The sequence below is a fragment of the Chryseobacterium sp. ISL-6 genome (assembly GCF_018613715.1).
Taxonomy (GTDB): Bacteria; Bacteroidota; Bacteroidia; order Flavobacteriales; family Weeksellaceae; genus Chryseobacterium; species Chryseobacterium paludis.
The window spans coordinates 436,294-461,818 of sequence record NZ_JAGGPT010000010.1 but is presented as its reverse complement, the minus strand read 5'-3'; the positions used below and the strand labels follow the sequence as shown (position 1 = coordinate 461,818).

Annotated in this window: 25 protein-coding genes; 21 read left to right on the top strand and 4 right to left on the bottom strand. The window is 34.1% G+C overall.

Annotation, left to right across the window (positions count from 1 at the left end):
- Nucleotides 1–222: 222 nt before the first annotated feature.
- Together der and upp are read left to right on the top strand one after the other, a co-directional pair.
- Nucleotides 223–1,533 (top strand): ribosome biogenesis GTPase Der, encoded by a 1,311-nt coding sequence (der, locus tag J7E44_RS20145; RefSeq protein ID WP_214832944.1) that lies wholly within the window; start codon nucleotides 223–225, stop codon nucleotides 1,531–1,533.
- Between the two features lie 247 nt (nucleotides 1,534–1,780).
- On the top strand, nucleotides 1,781–2,431 hold the full coding sequence (upp, locus tag J7E44_RS20140; RefSeq protein ID WP_214832942.1) for a uracil phosphoribosyltransferase: 651 nt from the start codon (nucleotides 1,781–1,783) through the stop codon (nucleotides 2,429–2,431).
- Between the two features lies 1 nt (nucleotide 2,432).
- Here the strand turns inward: upp and J7E44_RS20135 are convergent, their stop codons facing one another.
- From J7E44_RS20135 to J7E44_RS20125, 3 genes are all read right to left on the bottom strand, one after another.
- Nucleotides 2,433–3,122: an alpha/beta fold hydrolase gene (locus J7E44_RS20135; RefSeq protein ID WP_214832940.1), complete on the bottom strand. Its 690-nt coding sequence runs from the start codon at nucleotides 3,120–3,122 to the stop codon at nucleotides 2,433–2,435.
- A 112-nt stretch (nucleotides 3,123–3,234) separates the two neighbouring features.
- The gene (locus J7E44_RS20130; RefSeq protein ID WP_214832938.1) at nucleotides 3,235–3,885 is read right to left on the bottom strand and encodes a ComF family protein; all 651 of its coding nucleotides are present in this window, start codon (nucleotides 3,883–3,885) and stop codon (nucleotides 3,235–3,237) included.
- 55 nt (nucleotides 3,886–3,940) lie between these two features.
- Nucleotides 3,941–5,437: a helix-turn-helix domain-containing protein gene (locus tag J7E44_RS20125; protein ID WP_214832936.1), complete on the bottom strand. Its 1,497-nt coding sequence runs from the start codon at nucleotides 5,435–5,437 to the stop codon at nucleotides 3,941–3,943.
- Between the two features lie 126 nt (nucleotides 5,438–5,563).
- Between J7E44_RS20125 and aceB the strand changes: the two genes are divergently transcribed.
- The 9 genes from aceB (at nucleotide 5,564) to J7E44_RS20080 (ending at nucleotide 13,677) form a co-directional block, all read left to right on the top strand.
- On the top strand, nucleotides 5,564–7,138 hold the full coding sequence (aceB, locus tag J7E44_RS20120; protein WP_214832935.1) for a malate synthase A: 1,575 nt from the start codon (nucleotides 5,564–5,566) through the stop codon (nucleotides 7,136–7,138).
- A 144-nt stretch (nucleotides 7,139–7,282) separates the two neighbouring features.
- Nucleotides 7,283–8,563 (top strand): isocitrate lyase, encoded by a 1,281-nt coding sequence (gene aceA / locus J7E44_RS20115; RefSeq protein ID WP_214832933.1) that lies wholly within the window; start codon nucleotides 7,283–7,285, stop codon nucleotides 8,561–8,563.
- Between the two features lie 97 nt (nucleotides 8,564–8,660).
- Complete coding sequence (locus J7E44_RS20110) at nucleotides 8,661–9,044, top strand: acyl-CoA thioesterase (RefSeq protein ID WP_214832931.1); 384 nt, start codon at nucleotides 8,661–8,663, stop codon at nucleotides 9,042–9,044.
- 58 nt (nucleotides 9,045–9,102) lie between these two features.
- Nucleotides 9,103–9,678 carry an OmpH/Skp family outer membrane protein gene (locus J7E44_RS20105; RefSeq protein ID WP_214832929.1) on the top strand — a complete coding sequence of 192 codons (576 nt, stop codon included), beginning with the start codon at nucleotides 9,103–9,105 and terminating at the stop codon, nucleotides 9,676–9,678.
- A gap of 345 nt (nucleotides 9,679–10,023) precedes the next feature.
- Nucleotides 10,024–10,470, top strand: coding sequence for a 6-pyruvoyl trahydropterin synthase family protein (locus tag J7E44_RS20100; RefSeq protein ID WP_214832927.1), 447 nt, complete (start codon nucleotides 10,024–10,026; stop codon nucleotides 10,468–10,470).
- Nucleotides 10,471–10,496: 26 nt separating this feature from the next.
- Complete coding sequence (locus J7E44_RS20095; RefSeq protein WP_214832925.1) at nucleotides 10,497–11,288, top strand: UDP-2,3-diacylglucosamine diphosphatase; 792 nt, start codon at nucleotides 10,497–10,499, stop codon at nucleotides 11,286–11,288.
- Between the two features lie 172 nt (nucleotides 11,289–11,460).
- Nucleotides 11,461–12,450: a LuxE/PaaK family acyltransferase gene (locus J7E44_RS20090; protein ID WP_214832923.1), complete on the top strand. Its 990-nt coding sequence runs from the start codon at nucleotides 11,461–11,463 to the stop codon at nucleotides 12,448–12,450.
- Nucleotides 12,451–12,511: 61 nt separating this feature from the next.
- Nucleotides 12,512–13,018, top strand: a complete 507-nt coding sequence (locus tag J7E44_RS20085) for a phosphate ABC transporter permease (protein WP_214832921.1) — start codon at nucleotides 12,512–12,514, stop codon at nucleotides 13,016–13,018.
- Between the two features lie 113 nt (nucleotides 13,019–13,131).
- Nucleotides 13,132–13,677 carry a hypothetical protein gene (locus J7E44_RS20080; RefSeq protein ID WP_214832919.1) on the top strand — a complete coding sequence of 182 codons (546 nt, stop codon included), beginning with the start codon at nucleotides 13,132–13,134 and terminating at the stop codon, nucleotides 13,675–13,677.
- A gap of 49 nt (nucleotides 13,678–13,726) precedes the next feature.
- On the opposite strand, the gene aqpZ is transcribed toward J7E44_RS20080, so the two are convergent.
- Entirely contained in the window at nucleotides 13,727–14,443 is a 717-nt protein-coding gene (gene aqpZ / locus J7E44_RS20075; protein WP_214833218.1) for an aquaporin Z, read from the bottom strand.
- A 217-nt stretch (nucleotides 14,444–14,660) separates the two neighbouring features.
- Between aqpZ and J7E44_RS20070 the strand changes: the two genes are divergently transcribed.
- The 10 genes from J7E44_RS20070 (at nucleotide 14,661) to J7E44_RS20025 (ending at nucleotide 25,480) form a co-directional block, all read left to right on the top strand.
- Nucleotides 14,661–15,281: a DUF5715 family protein gene (locus tag J7E44_RS20070; RefSeq protein WP_214832917.1), complete on the top strand. Its 621-nt coding sequence runs from the start codon at nucleotides 14,661–14,663 to the stop codon at nucleotides 15,279–15,281.
- A gap of 148 nt (nucleotides 15,282–15,429) precedes the next feature.
- Nucleotides 15,430–16,158, top strand: coding sequence for a hypothetical protein (locus J7E44_RS20065; RefSeq protein WP_214832915.1), 729 nt, complete (start codon nucleotides 15,430–15,432; stop codon nucleotides 16,156–16,158).
- Nucleotides 16,159–16,164: 6 nt separating this feature from the next.
- Nucleotides 16,165–16,788: a hypothetical protein gene (locus J7E44_RS20060; RefSeq protein ID WP_214832913.1), complete on the top strand. Its 624-nt coding sequence runs from the start codon at nucleotides 16,165–16,167 to the stop codon at nucleotides 16,786–16,788.
- Between the two features lie 32 nt (nucleotides 16,789–16,820).
- Nucleotides 16,821–17,570 (top strand): sensor histidine kinase, encoded by a 750-nt coding sequence (locus J7E44_RS20055; protein ID WP_261511105.1) that lies wholly within the window; start codon nucleotides 16,821–16,823, stop codon nucleotides 17,568–17,570.
- Nucleotides 17,536–18,213 (top strand): response regulator transcription factor, encoded by a 678-nt coding sequence (locus J7E44_RS20050; protein ID WP_214832911.1) that lies wholly within the window; start codon nucleotides 17,536–17,538, stop codon nucleotides 18,211–18,213. Before J7E44_RS20055 ends, J7E44_RS20050 begins: the two co-directional genes overlap by 35 nt.
- A 145-nt stretch (nucleotides 18,214–18,358) precedes the next feature.
- Nucleotides 18,359–19,675, top strand: coding sequence for a T6SS phospholipase effector Tle1-like catalytic domain-containing protein (locus J7E44_RS20045; protein ID WP_214832909.1), 1,317 nt, complete (start codon nucleotides 18,359–18,361; stop codon nucleotides 19,673–19,675).
- Nucleotides 19,676–19,836: 161 nt separating this feature from the next.
- Nucleotides 19,837–21,774: an ABC-F family ATP-binding cassette domain-containing protein gene (locus J7E44_RS20040; protein WP_214832907.1), complete on the top strand. Its 1,938-nt coding sequence runs from the start codon at nucleotides 19,837–19,839 to the stop codon at nucleotides 21,772–21,774.
- Between the two features lie 82 nt (nucleotides 21,775–21,856).
- A complete protein-coding gene (locus J7E44_RS20035) occupies nucleotides 21,857–22,213 on the top strand; it encodes a hypothetical protein (RefSeq protein ID WP_214832906.1) in 357 nt (118 codons plus the stop codon).
- Nucleotides 22,214–22,458: 245 nt separating this feature from the next.
- Nucleotides 22,459–24,843: a TonB-dependent receptor gene (locus J7E44_RS20030; protein ID WP_214832904.1), complete on the top strand. Its 2,385-nt coding sequence runs from the start codon at nucleotides 22,459–22,461 to the stop codon at nucleotides 24,841–24,843.
- A gap of 46 nt (nucleotides 24,844–24,889) precedes the next feature.
- Nucleotides 24,890–25,480: a hypothetical protein gene (locus tag J7E44_RS20025; protein WP_214832902.1), complete on the top strand. Its 591-nt coding sequence runs from the start codon at nucleotides 24,890–24,892 to the stop codon at nucleotides 25,478–25,480.
- Nucleotides 25,481–25,525 lie beyond the last annotated feature (45 nt).

Here is a 25,525-nt window from a genome sequence, read left to right as displayed (position 1 = left end):
TTTTTTGATTTGAACAATTTCAAATTATGAAATAATATATTTGATGTATGGCTATTGTCTGATATACAAAGTCTTAATAATGCCTAGGGTTGTTTTTGAAATCTCGTTTTTTTTATTTCTAAATAATAAAGCCTTATCTTTGCAAAAAATTGAGCTCCAAAAGTTGGAGTAACTCATTAATAACTTGTCCCGAGCGAGTCGAGGGATTATTAAACATTTTTTATGTCAAACATTGTTGCTATCGTTGGGCGTCCCAACGTAGGAAAATCCACATTATTTAACCGATTTCTGGAGAGAAGAGAAGCTATTGTAGACTCTACTGCCGGAGTTACAAGAGACCGTCATTACGGAAAATCAGATTGGAATGGAGTAGACTTTACTGTAATTGATACAGGAGGATATGATGTAGGAACAGAAGATATTTTCGAAGAAGAGATCCGTAAGCAAGTACAGTTAGCAGTAGATGAAGCAACATCTATTATCTTTATGCTGAATGTAGAAGAAGGACTTACCGATACTGATTATGAGATCCATGAACTTTTAAGAAGATCCAATAAGCCTGTATATATTGTTATTAATAAAGTAGATTCTGCTAAGGAAGAATTAGCGGCTACAGAATTTTATCAGTTAGGAATTGAAAAGTATTTTACACTTTCTTCAGCAACAGGTTCTGGAACCGGAGAATTACTGGACGATATTGTTAGGGATTTCCCAACTACCGATTATCAGGATCCTTTTGAAGGTTTGCCTAAAATTACTATTGCAGGTCGTCCAAATGTAGGAAAATCAACTTTAACGAATGCCTTACTTGATGTTGAAAGAAACATTGTAACCGATGTTGCAGGAACAACGAGAGATAGTATTCAGACCCTTTACAATAAATTCGGACACGAGTTTGTGTTGGTAGATACTGCAGGAATGCGTCGTAAGGCTAAAGTTTCTGAAGATCTGGAATTTTATTCTGTAATGAGATCAATCCGTTCTATTGAATATTCTGATGTCGTGATCATTATGGTAGATGCAACTCAGGGTTGGGAATCTCAGGATATGAATATCTTCGGATTAGCCCAGAAGAACAGAAAAGGAATTGTGATCGTGGTTAACAAATGGGATCTGATTGAAGATAAAAAAACAAATACCATTCGTGATTTCGAAAAAGTAATTAAAGATAAGATCGGACAGTTTCAGGATATTCCAATTTTGTTTATATCTGCTTTAACGAAACAAAGAATTCTAAAAGCTGTAGAAGTGGCAATGGAAGTTTACGAAGACCGTAAGAAGAAAATAAAAACTTCAAAATTAAATGAGGTGATGCTTCCTATTTTTGAACAGACTCCACCTCCTGCAAACAAAGGAAAATATATTAAAATTAAATATTGTGTTCAGCTTCCTACACCATCGCCGCAGTTTGTATTTTTCTGTAACCTGCCGCAATATGTAAAAGAACCATACAAGAGATTTACTGAAAACCAATTGAGAAAAGAATTCGGATTTACCGGAGTTCCTATTGAAGTATATTTCAGACAAAAATAATAAGAATTTAGTTTCTTGGAACTTTCAAAATATCAAAAAAAGAAAGTTGAAATGAGAAATTATTAATCATAAAATCTGGTAAGAATAACGTTCTTACCAGATTTTTTTTGAGCCGATATAAGGGAATATTGATTTCTTTTTCCTGATCTATTTATTTGGCCTCAGGGATTTCAATATCCCGATTCATTTTTTAATTGTAATTTTGCAGGAATTAAAGCCGATCAACTCTAATTAAAATTTAAAATTCATGCTTACTATTTTATCAGAAAACTTTTCTCTTGTTAATGAATGGATTAATGAACTTCGTAATGTAGAAGTTCAACAGGATCGATTGAGGTTCCGTAGAAATATGGAGCGTATCGGAGAGATAGCAGCTTTTGAGATCAGTAAGGACTTAGAACAAAAAGAGGTTGAAATTCAGACTCCTCTGGATACGATAAAAGTAAAGGAAATTGCAGTCCAGCCTGTTGTTACCACAATTTTAAGAGCAGGAGTTCCTTTATTTCAGGGGATTTTAAATTATTTAGATAAAGCAGATTGTGGCTTTGTAGCTGCTTACAGAAAACATGATGCGAATGATTATTTTTCTATTAAACAGGATTATTTAACTTGCCCAAGTATTGAAGGCAGACCTTTGATTGTTGGAGACCCAATGTTGGCAACAGGAGCTTCTTTAATTGAGGCTATCAAAGATCTTTTAACACATGGAACACCTACGCAATTGCATATAGTGGCAGCAATCGCTTCACGCCGGGGAGTAGAAACTATTGAAAAAGCATATCCCGAAGCAAAAATCTGGGTAGGAGCCATTGATGAACAGTTGACCACTAAAGGATATATCACTCCGGGGCTAGGTGATGCCGGAGATTTAAGTTACGGCGAAAAATTGCAGCGATAATTTAGACTAAATTCCAGAAATCTTTCATGATATCAAATACTAATGTTGAACGTACTTTGTCCATCGGATGCTTCGTGTCTGGAAGTACAGCCAGCCTTGCATTTGGAATGCTATGATAGACCCGGATACTTTCTTCCAATGTTACCATGTTGTCTTTATCTCCAACCATGATCTGAACGGGTGTTGTGATAGCAATTAAACTGCTCTGATCTAATGGTGGATTTTTGCCTAGAGAAATCATCATTTTAGCAATTGCGGGAAGAAGTTGTTTCCATTTACTACCATGTTGAGCTTCCAGTTGTTCTGCATATTTTGGAATTTTTGAAAGGATTGTCTCAGGATCCAGCATTTTACTTTCCCTTACAGCCTGTTCTTCCGTCCAATCGAATTTTGTTCCTAAAGTCAGAATGGAACTTACGTTATCAGGCTTCCGCAAAGCATAACAAAGACCAACATAACCACCCATGCTGTGTCCGAAAATATAAACGTCTTTTAAATTTTCCTCTTCACAATAATTTTCCAGCTCCTTGGTGTATTTTTCAATGCTAATGTCTTCTTCTGAAATGTCAGTATTTCCATGTCCTGAAAATAGAGGAGTATGTATATTGAAGTGTTTCGATAGTTCCTGTTGATAAGGTTTAAAAATATCGCTATGCCCTAAAGCCCCATGTAGTAAAAGCAGATTTTTCATAATTATTAGTTTGATCGGAAAATTATAAAAAAGATTTGAATTGGAAGAGGTGACAGATTAAATATTCAGGACATAGATCTATTTAGTTATAAAACCTATGTTTCATGATCACCTAATCTATCGCCATTACCAGAATGCTCACTTTGTTATTTCCGGTTTTTAAAATCTCCCAGGCAATAGTAGATACCGTATTTCCGGTGGTGAACACATCGTCAATTAATAAAATGTGTTTTTCTGAAATATTTCGGGTTATTGAAAATGTGTTTTCATTTTTTAGGCGGTGTTTTTTATCTTTCAAAGCCTGGGCTTTCGAGTAATGATTTCTTTTAATTAAATGATGGTCAAATGGAATGTCATAAAAGCTGGCTAATATTTCGGTAAAAAGGTGTAGTTGATTGTAGCCTCTTTCTTTTTCCTTCTTAGGATGAAGAGGGACACTTACCAGAAGGTCAGGCTTTTTGCTTTTAAAATCTAACCTTTCTGTAATCCAATAGGCAAGGATTTTTCCGGTTTTCTCCCGGCTTCTGTACTTTAGTTCGTGAATGATCTTGCGGCTAAGGTTTTTTTCTTCAAACTGCATAAGAGCATAGGTATTTTCAACAGGAAATAAAAGTTTGCATTTTTCTTTAATGATATTTTCATCAAAATAATCATAATGAGTAAAATGGATATGCTTAAAACAAAGATCACATACCAATATATCGGCATCGATGACCCGGTTGCAATGGATGCAACGGTTAGGGAAAAGTAGATTTAGAATCATTTGTGTGTTTGTTAAGCTAATATAAGATTATTGGCTTAAACAGGAAAGTCTGAAATTAGTTTTTACTTTGCGGTTCTGATTCTATTTCCTTTCGTATTTTTTCAATAGAACTTTTCATACTCAGATTGAAATATTCCTTCTCCAGTCTAACAGGTGGAGCTTGTCTTACTTCGCAATCGGCAATACTGCAGGATTCACAGGTTACACCTACATTGATCGTAGGTAAAGTGTGTGATTTGATAAAGTTTATTTTCTTTATCGTTTGGGAATTCAGTAAAATTCCGAGACAATAGCTTCTGTTGCTGCCATCTGAAAATGGATTTTTCTGAGAAGTGGAAATTACCAGATAACTTATACCCTGATCTTTGTAATGGGAAATTTGGGCATCCGTCACAGTTTCATTTTCTTTTAAATGCTGAAGGTTTTTAACGGCTATCCATCTTCTGCAGTAATGTTCATTTGTGGCATTGGCATGAGGAGCCTGTTGATGATTAAGATGTAGCTCTTTTAAGATCTGTATTCTATCTGAACCTTTCTTTTTAACCAGACATAAGTAAAACAGATCTTTAATTCCTAATTCCGATGACAGGATATTGGTCAGTCTGTAATAAAATGTTTCAGGAGAATTGGTGAAGCTTTCAATGAGATCGGTAAAGTTTTTTGGCTTCCATGTATTTTGTAAAAAAAAGTCGGAGGTATTTTCAATGATCTGCTCCTTTGAGATGAGTAATGCACCGGCAAAATAAGAGGCGTAAAAATTATTCAGAATTTCTTCAAAACTTCCAAAGTCCAGCCACGAATAGGTGTTAGGGCGATTTTTTAATTCCAGAACGTTAAAGCCTATCTCTTTAGCCAGGATAAAAGTCTTCTGATCCTTCTCCAGCTTAATATTAAGAAGTAAGAGTTTTTTTTCGGGAATAAATAATGATCGCAGATGAGTTGAAGTTCCATAAGGTTCAAAATCTCTTGATTGGATGGTATAATTAAACTTCTCAATAAGAATACTTTGTAAAACATCAGGATTCATATTTTTATTGAATTCCAATTGATGTTCCTTTGCAAATAGCAATACTTTTTCTTCAATGTCAGGGAAATAATTGTCATAAAGCTCCTGAAAAGAACGCAATACAGCAAAATAAAAACGTTCTTTCCCTAAATTATAATTCTGAGATATTTCAATCAAAGCATTGATAAAAGCTGTTACTTTTTTAGGAGCATCACTGATAATACTGATCAGGTTATTTTTATTGATCCCGAAAAGATCTAATGGAACTTCTTTAAAGAAATCTGATTGTAAAATTTCATTGAATGGAGCGAGGCTCTTATCAAGTTTGGTAGACACCAGATCATCAAAAGTACAATTCAAAGATTCTGACAGTTGAATTATTTTATCATGTTTCGGATATTTTTTTCCATTCTCAATTTCGTTCAGATAAGATTTTGATAGACCTGTCTTTACAGCAAGATCCTGCAGAGACCAATTTTTCTTTTGTCTCTGCTGTTTCAGCTTCAGTCCGAATACCGTTTTAATAAAGTCACTTTCTGTATTCATTACTCAAATATAAATATTTGATTGCGATTATTCGCATAATAAATTTTAAAAATAATTAGCGAACGTTCGCTAATTGTGAAAATTTTTATTTATGTTTGTAATATCAAATCACAAAATCAATGAGTTATGGAAACCACAACCCAATTAAAAATAAAGGCTCAAAGCCAGTTTAAAGAAATTTTTAATCCTGAGTTAGTAGAATTTCTGGTTGAACTTCATCAGAATTTCAATACCAAGAGACTGGATCTTTTAGAAGAAAGAAAAGAAACTCAACTGGATTTTGACCGGAAACATCTTCCCAGGTTTTTACCACAAACGGAAGAAATAAGAAATGGAAATTGGGTGTGTTCGCCACTTCCTAAAGATCTGCTTGATCGCAGGATTGAAATTACAGGACCTGTGGACCGGAAGATGATCATTAATGCACTCAATTCTGGCGCTTCTACTTTTATGGCGGATTTTGAGGATAGTAATTCTCCAACCTGGAAAAACTGTATGGAAGGTCAGATTAACCTTTCTGATGCTATTAACAGAAACATCGATTTTACGAACGAGCAAGGGAAATCCTATACGCTTAATAGTAAAACAGCTGTTTTACTGATTCGTCCCAGGGGTTTGCATCTTTCTGAAAAACATATTGAGATCAATGGCGAAGAAACTTCAGGTTCGTTGGTGGATTTTGGAATTTATTTTTTTAGAAATGCCCATCAATTGCTGGAGAATGGAAGTGGTCCCTACTTTTACCTTCCAAAATTAGAACATTATAAAGAAGCCCGTTGGTGGAATGAAATTTTTGATTTTGCTCAGAATTACCTTCAGATCCCAAAAGGAACTATTAAAGCAACGGTTTTAATAGAGACGATCACGGCATCATTTCAGATCGATGAGATTTTATACGAATTAAAAGAACATAGTTCAGGATTAAACTGTGGCCGATGGGATTATATTTTCTCATTTATTAAAAAATTCAGAAACCTTCCGGAATTTATTATTCCTGACCGGGATCAGGTAACGATGACCTCTCCATTTATGGCCGCTTATTCAAAAAGAGTCATTGAGATCTGTCATAAGAGAAATGTCCATGCGATTGGTGGAATGGCAGCACAGATTCCTATAAAAAATGATGATCAGGCGAATGATGCAGCTTTTGAAAAGGTAAAAGCTGATAAAGAACGTGAAGTAAAAAATGGGCATGATGGAACCTGGGTTGCACATCCCGCTTTGGTTTCAGTGGCAAAAAATATTTTTGACCAGTACATGCCTTATCCCAACCAGATTGATAAAAAAGTGGATTATCAGATCAAAGAAAGTGACCTGTTAGAAATTCCAAAAGGCGAGATTAGTGAAAAAGGAGTCCGTAAGAATATTAATGTCGGAATCCTGTATCTCGAAAGCTGGTTGATGGGAGTGGGTGCTGCAGCGATTTATAACCTGATGGAAGATGCGGCCACTGCAGAGATTTCACGAACACAGATCTGGCAATGGCTAAACAATGAAGCGGTATTAATTGATGACAGAGTATTAACCAGAGAAATGGTTCTTCAATGGGAAAAAGAAGAAATGGAGACTATTGAAAAATATGTTGGTGAAGAACGATTTAAGAACGGAAAATTCAACCTCGCGAAAGAACTTTTTAATGAACTGATCTTCTCAGAGAAGTTTGAGGAATTCCTGACGTTGAAAGCGTACCCTTTTATCTAAGCAGAAAGTGCATGAGTTTTGGGTGTTATGATGGAGGGATTTAAAATAAAACCGTAACATACAAAATGATTTTATGGAAAACCGTTTCACTCGAATCCTATAAATCGCAATTGAAAATATTAACTAAATACAAATCAAAATATTATGAAAACGAAACAAGAAAAAATTCAGGCTTTAGAGCAGGATTGGTTGAACAATCCTCGTTGGAATGGCGTACAAAGGCCTTATACTGCTGAGGAAGTATTAAAACTCAGAGGTACTTATACCATTGATTATACGATTGCTACTGAAATGTCTAAAAAGTTCTGGGAGAAACTAACGACTCAGGATTTTGTAGCCGGATTAGGAGCATTAACCGGAAATCAGGCGGTACAGGAAGTAGATGCCGGTCTGGAGGCAATTTACCTTTCAGGATGGCAGGTGGCTGCTGATGCTAATTTATCAGGGGAAATGTATCCTGACCAGTCTTTATATCCTGCGAATTCAGTGCCTTCTGTAGTGAAGAAAATTAATAATGCTTTATTGAGAGCTGACCAGATCCAATCCGTAAGTGGAAATGGAGACAGAGAATATCTGGTTCCTATTATTGCAGATGCAGAAGCCGGTTTTGGAGGTAATCTAAATGCTTTTGAACTCATGAAGCAAATGATAGAAGCCGGTGCTGCGGGAGTGCATTTTGAAGATCAGTTGTCATCAGCAAAAAAATGTGGTCACCTGGGTGGTAAAGTATTGGTTCCAACTCAGGAGGCTATCAATAAATTAGTTGCAGCCCGTTTGGCATCAGATGTAACAGGGGTTCCAAGTGTGATTATCGCAAGAACAGATGCTGATGCTGCAGACTTACTGACTTCAGATATCGATGATCGAGATAAAAAATTTGTAACCGGAGAAAGAACATCAGAAGGTTTTTATGTGGTGAAAAATGGAGTAGAGCAGGGAATAGACCGTGGTTTATCTTATGCTCCGTATGCAGATCTGATCTGGATGGAAACTTCTAATCCTGATCTGGAACAGGCAAGAAGATTTGCAGAAGGAATTCACGCCAAATTCCCAGGAAAAATGCTGGCTTACAATTGTTCACCATCTTTCAATTGGGCAGCAAAATTAAGTGTTGAAGAAATGACTACCTTCCGTGAGGAATTGGCAAAAATGGGTTATAAATTCCAGTTTATCACATTGGCAGGTTTCCATGCGTTGAATACTGCGATGTTTGAATTGGCTTTGGCATATAAAGAAAAAGGAATGGCTGGATATTCCGAATTACAGGAACGTGAGTTTGCTTTACAGCAAAAAGGTTTCAGAGCAGTAAAACACCAGTCTTTTGTAGGAACAGGATATTTTGATGAGGTTCAGAATGTGGTGACTGGTGGTTCTTCAGCTACGGTAGCAATGAAAGACTCTACTGAAATGGCACAATTTCATTAAGATTCATTTTTCGCATTATACATATTGTTTGAAAGCCTCCTCAATTTTGGGGAGGTTTTATTTTTAAGTATTATTTTTGAATAAATTTTTCAAAAGGATGAGTTTAGTATATCAAAAAGAAATAAAAGTAACAGAAGAAAATATAGATCAGAATAAGCATGTCAATAATGTGCAATATGTAAGCTGGGTGGAAGAAATAGCCACAGAACATTGGGATTTTGTAAAGCATAGGACTGAGTATCCCGAAGATATCTGGATGCTTCTGGATCATCATATTCAATACAAAAAACAGGTGTATCTGAATGATGTAATAACTGTAAAAACCTACCCCAAAGATCCGGAAGGCATCAAACAGCCCAGAAAAGTTGAGTTCTATTGTAATGGTCAGCTTGTGGTAGATTCCCTGACGCTGTGGGTTTTAATTGATTCTAAAACACAAAAAATTCAAAGATTGAAAAGTGATTGGCTGGAAAAGCTTTAAATATATTATATTTGGAAACTAAAAAAAACTACAAAAGTTTTAAAATAATTATAAAAAAATGAAGTTAATTAAAGTGTTTTTTATTGCAGCAGGATTGACGCTGACTGCTAATGTCGCAAATGCTCAACAAAAGATAGGGAATGTAAATTCTGATGATATTTTTGCAAGTATGTCTGAAGTGAAAACAGCAAATGCAACCGTCGATAACCTTACTAAAGCAAAGCAAACTGAAATTGAAAAATTAATCAGTGATTACCAGGCTAAACTGAAAGTAGCACAGGATAAAGAAAAGACAATGAATGAGGCTAATAAAGAAGCCGTAACTAAAGAACTGATAGCAGCACAAACAGAATTACAAGGTTTGGGTAAGAAAATAGAAGAAGCGAGAACAACCGCAGCTAAAGATATTTCAGCTAAACAAAATGAGCTGTTTACTCCTTTACAGCAAAAAATACAAACTGCTATTTCTGCTGTAGCTAAAGAAAGAAGTCTGAATTATGTATTTGATACTTCATCAGCACAAGGTGCTAACAATCTTGTGTACACAGATGGAAGCGAAGATATCACAGCTGCTGTGAAAACTAAATTAGGAGCAACAGCAACAACAACTAAACCAGCTGCAAAATCTAAATAATAGTTTCTGTAAATTAAAATATTCTAAACGGAATCGGATCAAAAGTCTGGTTCCGTTTTTTTTATACATATAGCTTCTGGAAAATATAATAATACTATTGTATATTGTTTCCTTGACTGTCAAAAATGAAAGAATTTATTTAAGTCCTTATTTTTGAAAAAATTGGATAAATAACAGAGGAAATTAACTTTTGAACTATTAGAAGAGTCTTGCAATGATTACAAATATTTTGTCGGATCATTGATGGAATTTTTATCAGAAATAGATCCCTATTATTTTTTTATTATCATATCATACTGCTCAGCAGATGTCCCAAACTCACCCCAAATTCCTTATCTTTGCACCATGATACGTATTACAAAAATTTTTACATTCGAAACAGCGCATGTGCTGTATAATTACGATGGAAAATGTAAAAATATGCATGGACATTCCTATAAGCTGTTTGTAACAGTGAAGGGAAAACCTGTAAATGATTTGGAAAACCCTAAAAATGGGATGGTAGTGGATTTTGGTGATATCAAAAGTATTGTAAAATCTGAAATTGTAGATGTTTGGGATCACGCGGTCTTAATTAACGGATTGTCTCCACATAAAGAATTGGGAGAAGATCTTGAGGGAAGAGGTCATAAAGTGATCTATTGTAATTTTCAACCGACTTGCGAAAATATGCTGTATGCTATTGCAGCTAAAATAAAATCTAAGCTTCCGGCTGAGGTTTCTCTGGCTTATCTTAAACTTCATGAAACTGAAAACTCTTACGGAGAATGGTTTGCTGAAGATAATTCTTAAATTTACCCAACAAAAAACTCAAATAGGTGTTAAAGACAACCATCAATTTAGAACCTGGAAAAAAAGTGTATTTTGCTTCCGATCAGCATTTTGGAGCTCCTGACCCAAAGGAAAGCAAAGTGCGTGAAGAAAAGTTCATCCGCTGGATGGACGAGATAAAAGAAGATGCTCAGGTTTTATTTTTAATGGGTGACCTTTTTGATTTCTGGCATGAATGGAAATATGTGATTCCGAAAGGATACGTCCGTGTATTGGGAAAGATTGCAGAATTAAAGGATAGAGGTATTCATGTTTACTTCTTTGTAGGCAATCACGATCTATGGATGAAAGATTATCTCGAGGAGGAAATCGGCTGTACTGTATTTTATAAGAAACAATATTTTGAAATGGGTGGTAAACAGTTTTTACTCGCTCATGGAGACGGTTTAGGGCCTGGTGATAAAGGCTATAAAAGGATGAAAAAGTTATTCACAAATCCTATTGCACAATGGGCTTTTAAATGGCTTCATCCGGATATTGCAATGAAGATCGCATTGTATCTTTCACAGAAAAATAAAATGATTTCTGGTGAAGAAGATAAAGCATTTTTAGGGGAAGATAAAGAGTTTTTGATCATCTACTCGAAAGAGAAACTGAAGACTGAGAAGATCGATTATTTTATTTATGGACACCGTCATCTTCCGATGGTTTTAGATCTGGAACAAAATGCCAAATATATCAATCTTGGAGATTGGATTTCCTATTTTACCTACGGTGTTTTTCAAGAAGATTTTGAATTAAAGACCTTTGAGGAAAAGACAAAAAAAAATTACCCCTAAAAGAGGTAATCTTCGAATGAATAAATTCACTCTGTTTTTAATCCATATTCCGCATACATCATTGCAATAACTTGACCAAAAATTTCAATTTATATTAAAAAAATATTAAAAAGGGTTGATGTTGGGTTAATCGATTAGAAATGAGACGATAAGAATATTAAAAATTTAGAAATTGGAAAATATATTCAACATACAGACTGAGCAGGATTTTTTAAATGCTTCATTGAAAACATTTCGTTATCAATACGAGAATGTTGAGATATACAGGAAGTTTGTAGATTATCTTAAGGTGAATCCTGAAACAGTTAGTGAACTGTCAAAAATTCCATTTCTACCAATAGAAATGTTTAAGAATCATCAGATCCTGGACAAAAAAGCATCTGCAGATCTGTATTTTCAAAGTTCGGGAACCACGCAGATGAACTTATCTAAGCATTTCATTGCGAATGAAACCCTGTACCGTGAAAGTATTTATAAAAGCTTTGAGCAGTTTATCGGAAAGCCTGAGGGCTTTATTTTCCTTGGATTGTTACCAAGTTATCTGGAAAAACAGAATTCATCATTAATTTATATGGTAGATTATTTGATGAGCACTTCCACAAAACCTGAAAACGGATATTTTTTATACAACCACTCCGATTTATTTGACCTTTTAAATACATTGAAAGATAAAAAAGTGATACTATTCGGTGTTTCTTTTGCGCTTTTGGATTTTCTGGATTATTGTCATTCCGAACGAAATGGAGAATCATTAAATTTTATGGAAAACTTAGTGGTGATCGAAACCGGTGGAATGAAAGGCAGAAAGGAAGAAATGACAAAAGATGAATTGCTGGTAATTCTTCAGGAAGGTTTTGAAACAGATAAGATCTATTCAGAATATTCAATGACAGAATTGTTATCTCAGGCATATTCCCTTGGAAATAATGAATATAAGTGTCCAAATTGGATGCGTATTTTAGTGAGAAATGTAGAGGATCCATTGACGTATGAGAAAGAGGGTAGAACCGGGGCTGTTAATATTATAGACCTGGCGAATATTCATTCCTGCTCTTTTATTGCAACACAGGATTTAGGAAAAACACTTGCTGATGGGAAGTTTCAGATTCTCGGAAGAATAGATCATTCTGATATTCGTGGATGCAGCTTACTGGTTTCTTAAATCAGAAGTCAGGTTGAGCAGGAAAATGCGATCATCTAAAACATTGTAAAAGATTAAAAATATGGATGTGATTAAAAAATTGTTCTTATACTCTCTTTTGATTGGATTATCCAATTTGGTGTCTGCTCAAAAAGATGTGAAATCTGATATTTGGTCTGGAATTTATGTTGTACGTTCGGTAAATAAAGAAAGTTCAGAAATTGTTGATACTTTAATAATTAATAGAACAAAAGATGCCGATCCGAAAAAAGTTGCTGCCCGCTATGAATCGGATTTAGCCCGATGGACAATTTTTTCTAAAAAAGATGGTGATAAAGGAAAAGCTGTTATTAAGAGATTTTTATTTGATATAAAAAATAAAGAAGACGGATATAAAGAATTTGGTTGGACGGATTTACATGAGAAAGGGAAGATGAACTGTATTGATGGTGGACATTTTTTTATTTGTCAGACAGAACCGGATACTAAGGTTTCCTTTAGTAAAGATGAAGCCTATCCTACTAAAACAGGTATTTTTGGGATATGGTTAGATTACGGAATAGCCGAACTGGAGAAGATCGAAAATTGAAGTGAGAAACAATAATGACGATCTTTGTTTTTATAAGTCGTGAATTTTAATATAATACGAATTCCCCCAATCCCCGAAGCTCCCCCACCTAAAGACCTCTTAAATAAGAAAACATGCTTAAAATAGAAGAACTTGTTCACGCATATATCCATTCTCATTGTGATTTTGAGAAAGAAATTGTTTTAACCAATCATTTTCATTCTGATTGGGAAGCTGATATATTGATCATAAATACTTTGGGGCTGAGTCATGAAATTGAAATTAAGCTGTCTAAAAGTGATTTTAAAAATGATTTCAAAAAATCCTATATCAATACTGCTACAGGAGAGAAATTTTTAAAACACGATAAAATTTCCTGTGGAGATTATGTGTGTAATGCATTTAGTTTTCTCCTTCCTATGGGTATGATTGATCATAATGTGATTCCTGAACATTGTGGGATCATCGAATTTTATCATAATGTGGATACGTGGGAAACTGAATTTTATCTCATAAGAAAGCCTATTCAGGTACATCAGGATTCCTATTGGAAACTAAAAGATAAAGATCTTTTTATCCGAAAAATAGCACTTAATTTACTACAGCGAAAAATGGAGATCAAAGGAAAACACGAAGAACTTATCTTTAAAAATCCTTTTGATATCAAAAAAAGAAAATAAAAAATCCTGCCAATTTAGACAGGATTTTTTTTAGATATATATTTTTTTATTAAGCAGCTACCTCGGTATCTGTTCGTTGAAGTAAGAATTTGTAGATCAATCCGCCAGCAATTCCACCAAGAATAGGAGCTACCCAGAACAACCAAAGTTGAGACATCGCAGCACCACCTACAAAAAGAGCCTGGGAAAGGGATCTTGCAGGATTTACGGATGTATTGGTAATAGGAATTGATATTAAATGTATCAATGTTAAAGCAAGGCCAATGGCAATTCCAGCGAATTTTCCGTTAGCCCATTTATCCGTTGCTCCCATAATAATGATCAGGAAGAAAGCAGTTAACAAAAACTCGGCTAAGAACGCTGCCCCCATCGAATAGCTTCTGTTATGATAGCCGGGCATATCATAGAAGTTGGTGGCAAAAGCTCCTGGTCCTTCTGTAGTAAATGCTCCAGCACCGTTGAGGATAAAATAAAGGCAGGCAGCTGCTGCGATTGCACCCAGACACTGGGCGGCAACATAAGAGATCAGGTCTTTGAAAGGAAATCTTCCTCCGGCTAAAAGACCAAAAGTCACAGCAGGGTTAAAGTGTCCTCCTGAAATATGACCCACAGCATAAGCCATGGTGAGAACCGTAAGACCAAATGCTAAAGCAACACCTAAAAGTCCAATTCCAATGTCGGGAACTCCGGCAGCGAAAACTGCACTTCCGCAACCACCGAAAACAAGCCAAAATGTGCCGAAAAATTCAGCAAAAAGTTTTTTTATCATAATGTTTATTTTTATATTGAAACCAAATTTATAGTTTAAATTTCAAATTTTCAAATTAATTTTTAAAAAGAATGAAATTAAATCGAATAACAGGTGTGGATATGGCAATGTTATTCAGTATTTAATGAAGAATATATTTTATGAATACTTCTCTTATAGTTGAATTGTATCACATAAATGTTTATTTTTCGTTTTTTAATTAAAAAGCTTGCGAATGAAAAAGTTTCTGTGTGTAATTTTTGGATGTTTTATTTCTCATTTTCATTATGCCCAATCCTCTAAAAATACAGGATCCTGTTATGACCTTAATGAAGTTTTAAAAGTGGAACCAACACCTCTTTATAAACCTCACCTGGATGCTTCAAAAAGTTTTGGGGTAAAATTACTGAAGGATACTAAAACCATTCAGAAATATATCAACAGCGGAAAGTTTCATAAAATTAAAAAAACGGGGAAAGGATACCGGGTTCAGAAATTGAATTATAGCAGAGCTTATATGGTTTCTAAAGCTAAAACAACCCTTGAAAAAATGGGCGCCAGATTTAGTAAAGAGACAAAAGGACATACTTTTACGGTTTCATCAATTACAAGGACGCTTGAAGACCAGTGCCGATTAAGAAGAGTGAATTCCAATGCGTCCTTAGGAATAAGCTCTCATAATTACGGAAACTCTTTCGATATTTCTTACGTACGGTTTAATGATGTTTTAAAATATAATCCTAAAATGGAAATTGCTTTAGAAAAAGTATTGAAATATTACGCTAATGCCGGCCGGATTTATTACATAAAAGAAAGACAACAGAGCTGTTATCATATTACCGTGAGGAATTATTGATCATTGTAATAATTTGATGATTTGAAAAGAAATAAAAAGGATATTGTTTTATCTTTAATGAAGATTAATAAATCCTCAATTATAAGTGAGATATTTGCATAAGTAGTTTAGTTTATATAATTTTATACGACTAAAAAACCATGAAAATATGACAATTCTTAACAAAGATGAATATACCGCCGCAATTGCCGCGTGGGATACCAGTTCCAAAGATTATTCAACAATCCAAAAGTTAATCCCCTCCAACTTTGTTTTTACCCTTTCGCTGGATCAAATTGACTGGCTGAAAAGAAATAATAAATGTGAAGATTTCTGTACTGAAATAGGAGTGTATAAAAATCAACTTGTATTGATCCTTTGTGCACTTGATGCAAACGGACAAAAAATTGCAGTTAATGAATACCCTTATAGCATTCTTGCAGAGTTAACAACAAACCTTACTTTGGTAGAAACAAAAGAGTATACCTTAGTGAAAAATGCTGTTCTTTCTAAAGAATTACAGCAAGTAGATCGTACTGCGGATATGTATTTACCCGTAGCTAATATGCCGATAATGGAACAGGATAAAGCTGTTGCTGCCATAGAACTTTGGAGAGATGAAGGATCAACATGGTTCTATAGAGAGTGTGAGGAATTTAAGGGAGCAAGGATTTTTAAAAGATTCTATGTTCCTGTAGAAGACCTGAATCCACCGAAAGAGGGACTTAGCTATATCGTATGCTCATTTGGAATCAAATTTTCTGAAATCTATCAGAGACCTTTGGTAACATTGATCTTTATCTCTTTCTTTCAGGATTTACAAAATACAGGAAGTGTAGAGGTAATTTCCAATACATACGATTGGTCAAGACCATGTCCTCCGATTTGTCAATTATAGAAATATATGCATAGCTATTTTATCACTACGTGGGGTATCACAAATATTCTGCTTCTCATTTCTTTTATTTTCGGAATTGCAAAATATTCTGTTTTAAGAAAAGAAGAAAAACAATATGTGTTCTATATTGGATTTCTTTTATTTATAGAAGCCGCAACTAATTTTTTAACAGTTGTTCTTCATTATAAAGACACCTCATTTTTGTATCCGATTTATATAGCTGGCGAATTTTTCCTGTTAACAAGTTTATTCATTAGAAAACTGGGCGTACTAAAATATGGGCTGATCCCAATATTGATCCTTACGGTAGGTTTTTTAATTGTAAATAAATTTTTTGACACCTATTTTAATGATGATGTTGTAAAAGTGACTTCCAACATCATCATTGTATGTTTTGCAGGGTATACTTTATTACAGCAAATTAAGAATAACAAAAGTGTTAATCGCTTTACATTAGTGGATGCCTGTATTTTTTTCTATTATTCTGTCTCCGTTTTTATTTTTATCATCCAGCATCAGATAGCCACTTTGTCAGAGGATAATTATTATGCAATTTTAGGAACCAATAATATTCTGTCAAGTATTTTATATGGTTCTTTTATATATACATTTATCAAATTAAAGAAATAACCCTACATATTGATTTTTTAATATTGATAATTGTGATCCTGGCAGTTATCGTATTATTTATTCTACTGGCTTATAAAACTTTTGTAGATAGGATTATTAAAGAAAAGAATGCGCAACATGAGGCTGAAGTTCTTCATCAGAAAAAATTGGTATTAGAAAATATTAAGGCTCAGGAAGAAGAACGGAAACGAATTGCCGTCATGATTCATGATGATATGGGGAACAGGCTCAATATATTGTCTTTGTGGCTTAATAATCTCGATACCAAGGGAGATGAATTAATTAAGAAAAACATTTATGGACAGATGTCTGCTTTAATTGATTCTGCGAGAACGATATCCCATTCTTTGTATCCGGTAAACCTGGAATCGGTGGGTCTTGTTTTGTATATTGAAGAATTAATTGCAAATCTATCTCATAAAATTAATATCTCATTACAGGTAGCTCCAGGTTATGAACAAAAAGATGTTTTTATAGAAGTTCAGCTGTACAGGATTATACAAGAGTTTACTACGAATGTTATTAAACATTCAGAAGCTACAAAAATCTGGATCTATATAAAAGACTATTCACAGTATACAGCCGTAGTTATTTCAGATAACGGACAGGGTTTTGATTATGATCTGGTGAAAAAAGGAATGGGTATTAAAAATATTGAATCCAGGATCAAATCTATAAATGCTGTTCATAAATGGAAAAATGTACCCAATAAAAGAAGTCGTTTAATCATTAAAATTCCTCGTAATAATGAATTCCAAGATCAAAATAGCGCTAATAGATGATGAACAGTTAATTCTGGAGGGTGTCAAATTATTATTATCAAATGAGCAGAATATATCCGTAAACCTTACAGCGGATAACGGACCAGATTTTATAAAAAGTTTAGAAGACCTACCTGAGAAAGATTTTCCGGATATTGCTTTAGTGGATGTACAGATGCAGCCAATGAACGGTTTTGAACTGGTTGAAATTCTTAAAGAAAAATACCCTAATCTGAAAATTATTATTCTTTCTTCCCATTATAAAAGCTCCATTCTGGGTTATATGGTTAAACTGGGAGTTTCTGCTTTTCTGCCTAAGAACTCAAATAAGAAAACATTTATAGACGCTATTACAATGGTTTTTAAAAATGGTGTTTTCTTTACAGCTGAAGATCATCAGATGTTGTTTACCTACATGAACAGTTCCAGTAAGAAGAAATCTTTGTTTGAAATGGAAGATGAACTTTCAGAACGTGAAAAGGATGTGGTAAAACTGATATGTCAGGAATATACCAATAATGAAATAGCTGAAAAGCTTTTTATAAGCCCGAGGACGGTGGAAAGTCACCGACAGCGCGTTCTTGAAAAGATAGGTGCTAAAAATACAGTCGGTATTGTAATCTATGCGATTATTAACAATATCTATTCTCTTGAAAAAATATAATTCCGTAGAAATACGGAATTTTTAATTTAGTATCTTTTACTCTATTATTCTCTCCCTTTTCATGGTTACTTTGAAATGATTATCTAACGGAGCTATAATATAAAAAAAGCGACGGTAGATTATTGATCACTTAAAAATTGTTACCATGGGAAATGATATAGTATCTGTCGGAATTTTTTTTGATGGAACAGGAAATAACGGATTCAATGCAACTTCAGATAAAAAGCCACTGATTAACCATGAAAGCTATCATGCAGCACCCACAAATGTTTTTAAGCTCTTCGAATTGTTCAATGGAGATGAAAAAATATATGTTGAGGGAATAGGAACGATAACCGGAGCCGAAGACAGTGATTTTGCGAAAGCAACCTGTAAAAATCCGATAGGATGTTCTGGGTATTCTTCCGATGATAAGCTTCGGAAAGCATACTCTTTTATTGAACAGAAAATGCAGGATAAGACCAAAGAATATCAGTTTTATGTATATGGATTCAGTAGGGGATCTATGCTGGCTAGAAATTTTTGTTATGAACTATTAAGTCCGGGTTCTGTATTATCAGGAAATATTAAAGTAAAGTTCTTAGGCGTTTTTGATACCGTAGAATCAGCTCCTTTTAACGATTATAATGTGAGTTTATCAGCAGGCGTAGAAAATGCACTTCAATTATGTGCGGTGAATGAATGCAGATATTTTTTTCCATTGACCGGATTTTTTGAAAATTCAAAAAGTATGGAAGATTCAGAGCTTTCTACCGGAAATTCTGTATGGAAAGAGATCTTTGTTCCGGGTGTTCATGCTGATGTAGGTGGAGGTTATCTGGAAACCTCACAATCGGTGTATGTTTCTTCAAATCACCTGCAGGTTTCAGAGATAAATTCCTACGTTTCAAATATAAGAGATGTAGCGAAAGATCCTGAGGGAAATAGAATCTGGAATCCTATTTTACAGAATTATCACATAGATGAAGGTGAAATTCTCTCTCAGGCATATGTAGAAAGAGAAATAGTTTACAATGACCTTTCAAAAGTTTACGGAAAATTAATGTTGATGCAAACTAATGCTATAATTTCAGTTTTTAAGACAGATTTTAATGAATCTGATTTCAAAATTGGTCAGGAACATTTGTTTTTAGAATCATTTTATACCGAACTCGAAAGCTATGCCAACAACCTTACCCCGAGTATGAAACCCTCGTATAATTATGAAAAACTTGCAGATTATACCCATATTTCAGCCAATTTTGGTTTATATAAAAAGGGGCAGCTTAAAAGATCTCCAGAATTAATAGATGCAGAAATAATAAATAATGGATTAAATGTTCCCAGCAGATCGTTAGCTAATAATCTTCATCCCGTTCTTCAGGCTGAAATGCATATCCTGGAGGATACAGTGGTTACAGATTTCGCATATGGAGCGAATGTTCCTAATAATGATAACTGGATGCGCTCTATATTAATTTAAAATAAAACTTACATTATTAAATGTTCGTATTTTTCAGTTTTAGCTTAGGTAATGGAGCTCCTCAAATGGGGAGCTTTTTTTATTTATCGTCTATTCATTTCTTTTTCCGTATTTTTGCACCCGAAAAATATTCAGTATTAATTCTTAAATTATATCATTAAATGCTTTCGGTTCAAGGTCTAGGATTACATCATTCGGGAAACTATTTGTTTCAAAATGTGAATTTCACTATTAAAAAGGATGATAAAATTGGTTTAGTAGGAAAAAATGGAGCGGGAAAATCCACTTTATTGAAGATGCTTTCCGGAGAAATTACATTCTACGAAGGAAGTGTTGTACCTGATGGAAATATTACTATTGGTTTCCTGAAGCAGGATTTGGACTTTGTAAAAGGAAGAACGGTTTGGGATGAAACGATGCAGGCTTTTGAGCAGATCAATGCCTGGAAGAATGAACTTGAAGAAGTGAATCACCAAATGACTGTAAGAACTGATTACGAAAGTGATGCTTACACGGATTTGATCAATAGAATGACTGAATTAAATGACCTTTTAATGCACCATGATGCCTACAATTTGGAAGGTGACATGGAAAAGGTATTATTCGGATTAGGATTTAAAGCTGATGATTTCCAGAAAATTACTGACGAGTTCTCCGGAGGTTGGAGAATGAGAATTGAACTGGCAAAACTGCTTCTTCAAAAGAATGACGTAATGCTTCTCGATGAGCCTACCAACCATCTTGATATGGAATCCATCATCTGGCTGGAAAGTTTCCTTAAAGATTATCCTGGAGCTATTGTATTGGTAAGTCACGATAAACAATTCATGACAGCCGTTTGTAACAGGACTTTTGATGTTAACAATAAGAAAGTTGATGATTATAAAGCGGATTACACCAAATATCTTGAACTTAGAAAAGATAGAAAAGAAAAACTGATCCAAGCTAAAAAGAATCAGGATGCAGAGATAAAACATACTGAAGAGTTAATTAATAAGTTCCGGGCAAGTGCTTCTAAAGCCGCGTTTGCACAATCTTTAATCAAAAAACTTGAAAAAGTTGAACGTATTGAAGTAGAAAATGATGACGTTTCAAAGTTTAATATTCGATTCGTTCAGTCTGTTGTTCCCGGAAAAGTTAATTTTGAAGCTGAAAAACTGGGTAAAGCATATGGAAAGAAGCAGATCTTTGATGATGTAGATTTTATTGTTCAGCGTGGAGATAGAATTGCCCTGTTAGGACAGAATGGACAGGGGAAAACAACTCTTGCGAAAATATTGGCTGGTGAAATTAAAGACTACAGTGGAACCTGGAATCTTGGTCATAACGTGAATATCGGATATTTTGCTCAAAATCAGGAAGAAGTATTAACACCAAATAAAACGGTTTTAGAAGAGGCGGAAGATGCTGCAACAGAAGAAACCAGACCAAGAGTAAGAGATTTATTAGGATCTTTCTTATTTCAGGGTGAGGCTGTTACAAAGAAAACCAAAGTATTATCGGGAGGAGAAAGAAACCGTCTTGCGCTTTGTAAATTATTATTACGTCCTTTCAATACATTGATTATGGATGAGCCTACCAATCACCTCGATATTCAGTCTAAGGAGATTATCAAATTGGCATTACAGAAATTTGAAGGTACACTGATCGTGATCTCTCACGACAGGGAGTTCCTGCAAGGGCTTTGTGATAAGATTTTTGAATTCCGTGATGGTAAAATGAAAGAGTTCCTTGGAGATATCAATGAGTACCTTGAATACAGGCAGAAAGAAACGATCAGAGAGATCTCAGCTGAAAAGGCAAAGCTTCATGATGAGGTCAAAGTAGAGGTTAAACCTAAGGTTGAGGTTGTGGAGAAAGCAGAACCTATTGTTCAGCCAAAGTCAGGTTTTGTAAGTAAGGAGCAAAAAAATATTCAGAATAAAATAAAAAAAGTGGAAGAGAGAATTTCAGAATTGGAAACAAAATCTGAAGAAATGGAAGTCTCTTTTGCAAAAGAAAATCCTTCTGATGGAATGTTAGAAGAATATAATAAAGTAAAATCTGATTTGGAACTCGCTTTACAAGAGTGGGAGCATTTGGCTTCTCAACTTGAGTAAAAATTTATTCGTTAGCAGATGTTTTAATTTCGATTATTATTTTTATTTAGTAATTACAAATTATTATTGTTATTTTTGATGCATGATTTTTAGGGAAAGTAGACAATTTAAGAATTTTATCTCAAGACTTTTGTTTGGGATTTATTTTCTTGCGCTGTTTTCTCAAAGTTTTCACCATCATGATCCTATAGATGGCTTCAGAAATTTTAATCTTAAAAAATCTGAAAATACAATTACAAAAAATGTAGCTAAGGAAAAAGCTGGCGATTGTTTGGCGTGTCACTTCTTAGCTACCGGCCATACCTTGGTGCCTGAAGAATTTAATTTTTCTTTTGAGGGCTATACTCAGGAAATAAAACAGATTATTGCCGTTCAGGAGATTATCTGGTCTCAGACTAAATTTACTTTTCAGCTTCGGGGTCCCCCCACAATTTCATAATTCACATATTTTACCGGATTTGTCTTAGATCTTTATTGTTTAAAGGTTGCTTAATATTGGAAAATTAGTCCATTAAGTCGTCATTAATTTATTAAGATGGTTAAGATTAAATGTATTTGTAGAGATGTAATTTACATTCAATAGACTATACATTTTACTTTGTACACCTTAAACCGTACAAAAAATCCAAAAAAACAAATTTTTTGAAAATGTACTTTTTAAAGTACTCAATCTATCTATTTACAATGAAATTGATATATAGTTTATTGCTGATCTTTTGTGGATTAGTACTAACAAACGCACAAAAAACTTATACCGTTGAAGGTACCGTTCAGGATTTTCATGATAAAAGCACATTGCAAAATGCTATAGTACAAATTGGAAACTTTACGACTAAAACTGATAAAAAAGGTAAGTTTTTATTTAACAAAATTCCTGCGGGAGCTTATAATCTCATTGCAAAGCATCCTGATTGTCATGATTATACTGAAAATATAGGAGTTAATCAGGATCTTCACTTAACCATTATCCTTGAACACCATGTTCAGGATATTGAAACAGTGACTATACATGGGAGCCATAAAAATAATGGTTCTTTGATTGTTAAGACAATTGATAAATCGGAAATAGAGAAAAACTCTACTGATAACTTAGGTAATTTATTGTCTAAGATTTCTGGTGTTACTGCTTTAAAAACTGGAAATAATATTTCAAAGCCAATTATTCATGGACTATATGGAAGCCGAATTGCCATTATGAATAATGGAGTTAAGCTGGCGGAGCAAGAATGGGGAGTGGAACATGCTCCAAACGTAGATATTAATAATTTCCAGCATATAGATGTCATTAAAGGAGCTTCTGCTTTGAAATATGGGAGTGATGCAATTGGTGGAGTTATAGTTTTGGAACCGGAAATTTTCCCTAAAAAAGATACGGTAAGAGGTTCTGTAAGTCTTTCAGGTATTTCTAATGGAAAAGGTCTGGGATTAGATGTAAATGTTGCCAAAACATGGAAAAATGGATGGGCTGTAAAATCGGGGGGATCAATTAAAAAACTAGGTGATCAGCATACTCCAGATTATAATTTGATGAATACAGGAATGGATTTTTCATCTTTTAATTTTACAGTTCAGAAGAATTCATATGAACAGGGGATTTCCTTCGATTATTATCTTACCAATCAGAATATTGGAATTTACAGAGGTTCACACGTAGGAAATAATAATGACTTTTATAATGCTATGACGTTGAATATTCCTGTTTACACTGGAACTTTCAGTTATGATATTGATAACCCAAGGCAGGTAATAGAACATCATATTGCTAAAATTTCGGCTTTTAAAAGATTCGAAAATATTGGTAAAGTTTCTGCAACCTATAGTTTTCAATATAACCATAGACAAGAATATGATATTAGAAGAGGAGAATTAAAAGATATCCCCTCTTTGGATTTAGCATTAATGACTCATCAGTTTAATCTGAACAATTTATTAGAAAGAGAAAAATGGTCATTGGAAACAGGTATTGATGCTAGTTTTCAAAATAATTACTCAGATCCAGCTACAAAAGCCAGGCGTCTGATCCCTAATTATGACAAATACTCAGCTGGCGTTTATTCTATTTTTAAATATAAAATTTCTAGTGAATTGAACGCTGAGGCAGGGATAAGATATGATTTTAATCGTTATGACGTAACAAAGTGGTATGATAAGAGTGACTGGGATAAATTATATAAGGCAACTTATCCGCAATTTTATGTAAAAACAGATCAAAACAGAATACTAACCCGTCCGAAGCTTAATTATGGAAATGTTTCTTTCAATGCTGGGCTGGAATATCATCCAAGTCTAAGTTTTAATTTGAAATTTAACTATGCCAAGGTAGGCCGTACACCCAATATTGCTGAATTGTTTTCAGACGGATTACATCATTCAGCTGCTGTAATAGAAATTGGTGATATGGGTTTAAAAAATGAACAGGGACATCAGTTTAACTTAGTTGCGGATGCGAAATTCAATGTTCTTAAGGGATTGAATGTTTCTGTGAACCCTTATTTTTTTATTACCAAAAACTATATCAACGAAATTCCGACTGGTGTGCAAAATACAATTAGAGGAGTATTTCCGGTATGGGCATATCAACAGATCGACGCAAGAATGTATGGGGTAGATCTAGATATCAATTTAAAGATTACAAACAATCTTACCTATATTGCAAAGGGAAGCTATGTAAACGGCCAGGATGATACCCACAACGAACCATTAATCTTAATGATGCCTCCCAATTTTTCTAATGCTTTGCAATTCAAAAAAGAAAATTGGAATCAATTCTATTTCAGTCTTGAGAATCAAACATTTTTAAAACAGAATAGATTTCCTATTCATAATGCTCCAGTGACTATTTTTGAAAATGGTGCTGAAGTAGATAAAATAGTAGATTTCAGCACTCCACCAAACGGATACTCACTTTGGAATATCCAGACAGGTATCAATATCAGTAAAAACCTTTCTGCAGTACTTATTGTCAATAACCTGTTTAATGTTTCATATAGAGATTATCTTAATCGTATGAGATTTTTTGCAGATGAGGCAGGAAGAAATTTCATTCTGAATGTTAGATATCGTTTCTAATATTCAACAATTACAAATCAAGATTTTAAAATTTAAATTAAAAAAAATGAACAAATTATTTAGTACTAAAAATATTATCAGACTATTAGCCATTTTATTCATCACTTTTTCTATTGTTTCTTGTCAGAGAGACAATTCGGCAGAAGAAGATGATCTTCCTCAGGAAGATCTTACCAATATTATCTTATTGGTAAAAGATGTTGCCACACAGGTAACAGTGCCTTATAATTATAGTGTTGGTGCTGGAGGGGCGCAAACTATTAAATTAGTGGATGGAAAAACATATGAGGTAGAAGTGCAGTTTAAAAATGGTAATGAGGATGCAACCCAAGAAATTAAAGACGCGAAAGATGAACACTTTTTAGTTTATAATTTCCCTAATTCTGATCTTACTTTAACCCGTACCGATGATGCAGCTTCTACTAGAGCAGATGGTAAACATGTAGGACTTAAAACAAAATGGGTGGTGAGTAAAGCTGTAAAAAATACATCTACAGAAAGTCAACTTATTCTTACTTTGTATCATGAGCCTGCAACGGTTTCTGAAGTTTCTGCTGTGAGTGGAAATGGAGTTGTATATGGAGCTCAAACCGGAGGTGAAACAGATGCACAAGCTACGTACAAGATCAGTAACTAAGAAGATTACAAGATAAATAAAACCACTGAAAATTTCAGTGGTTTT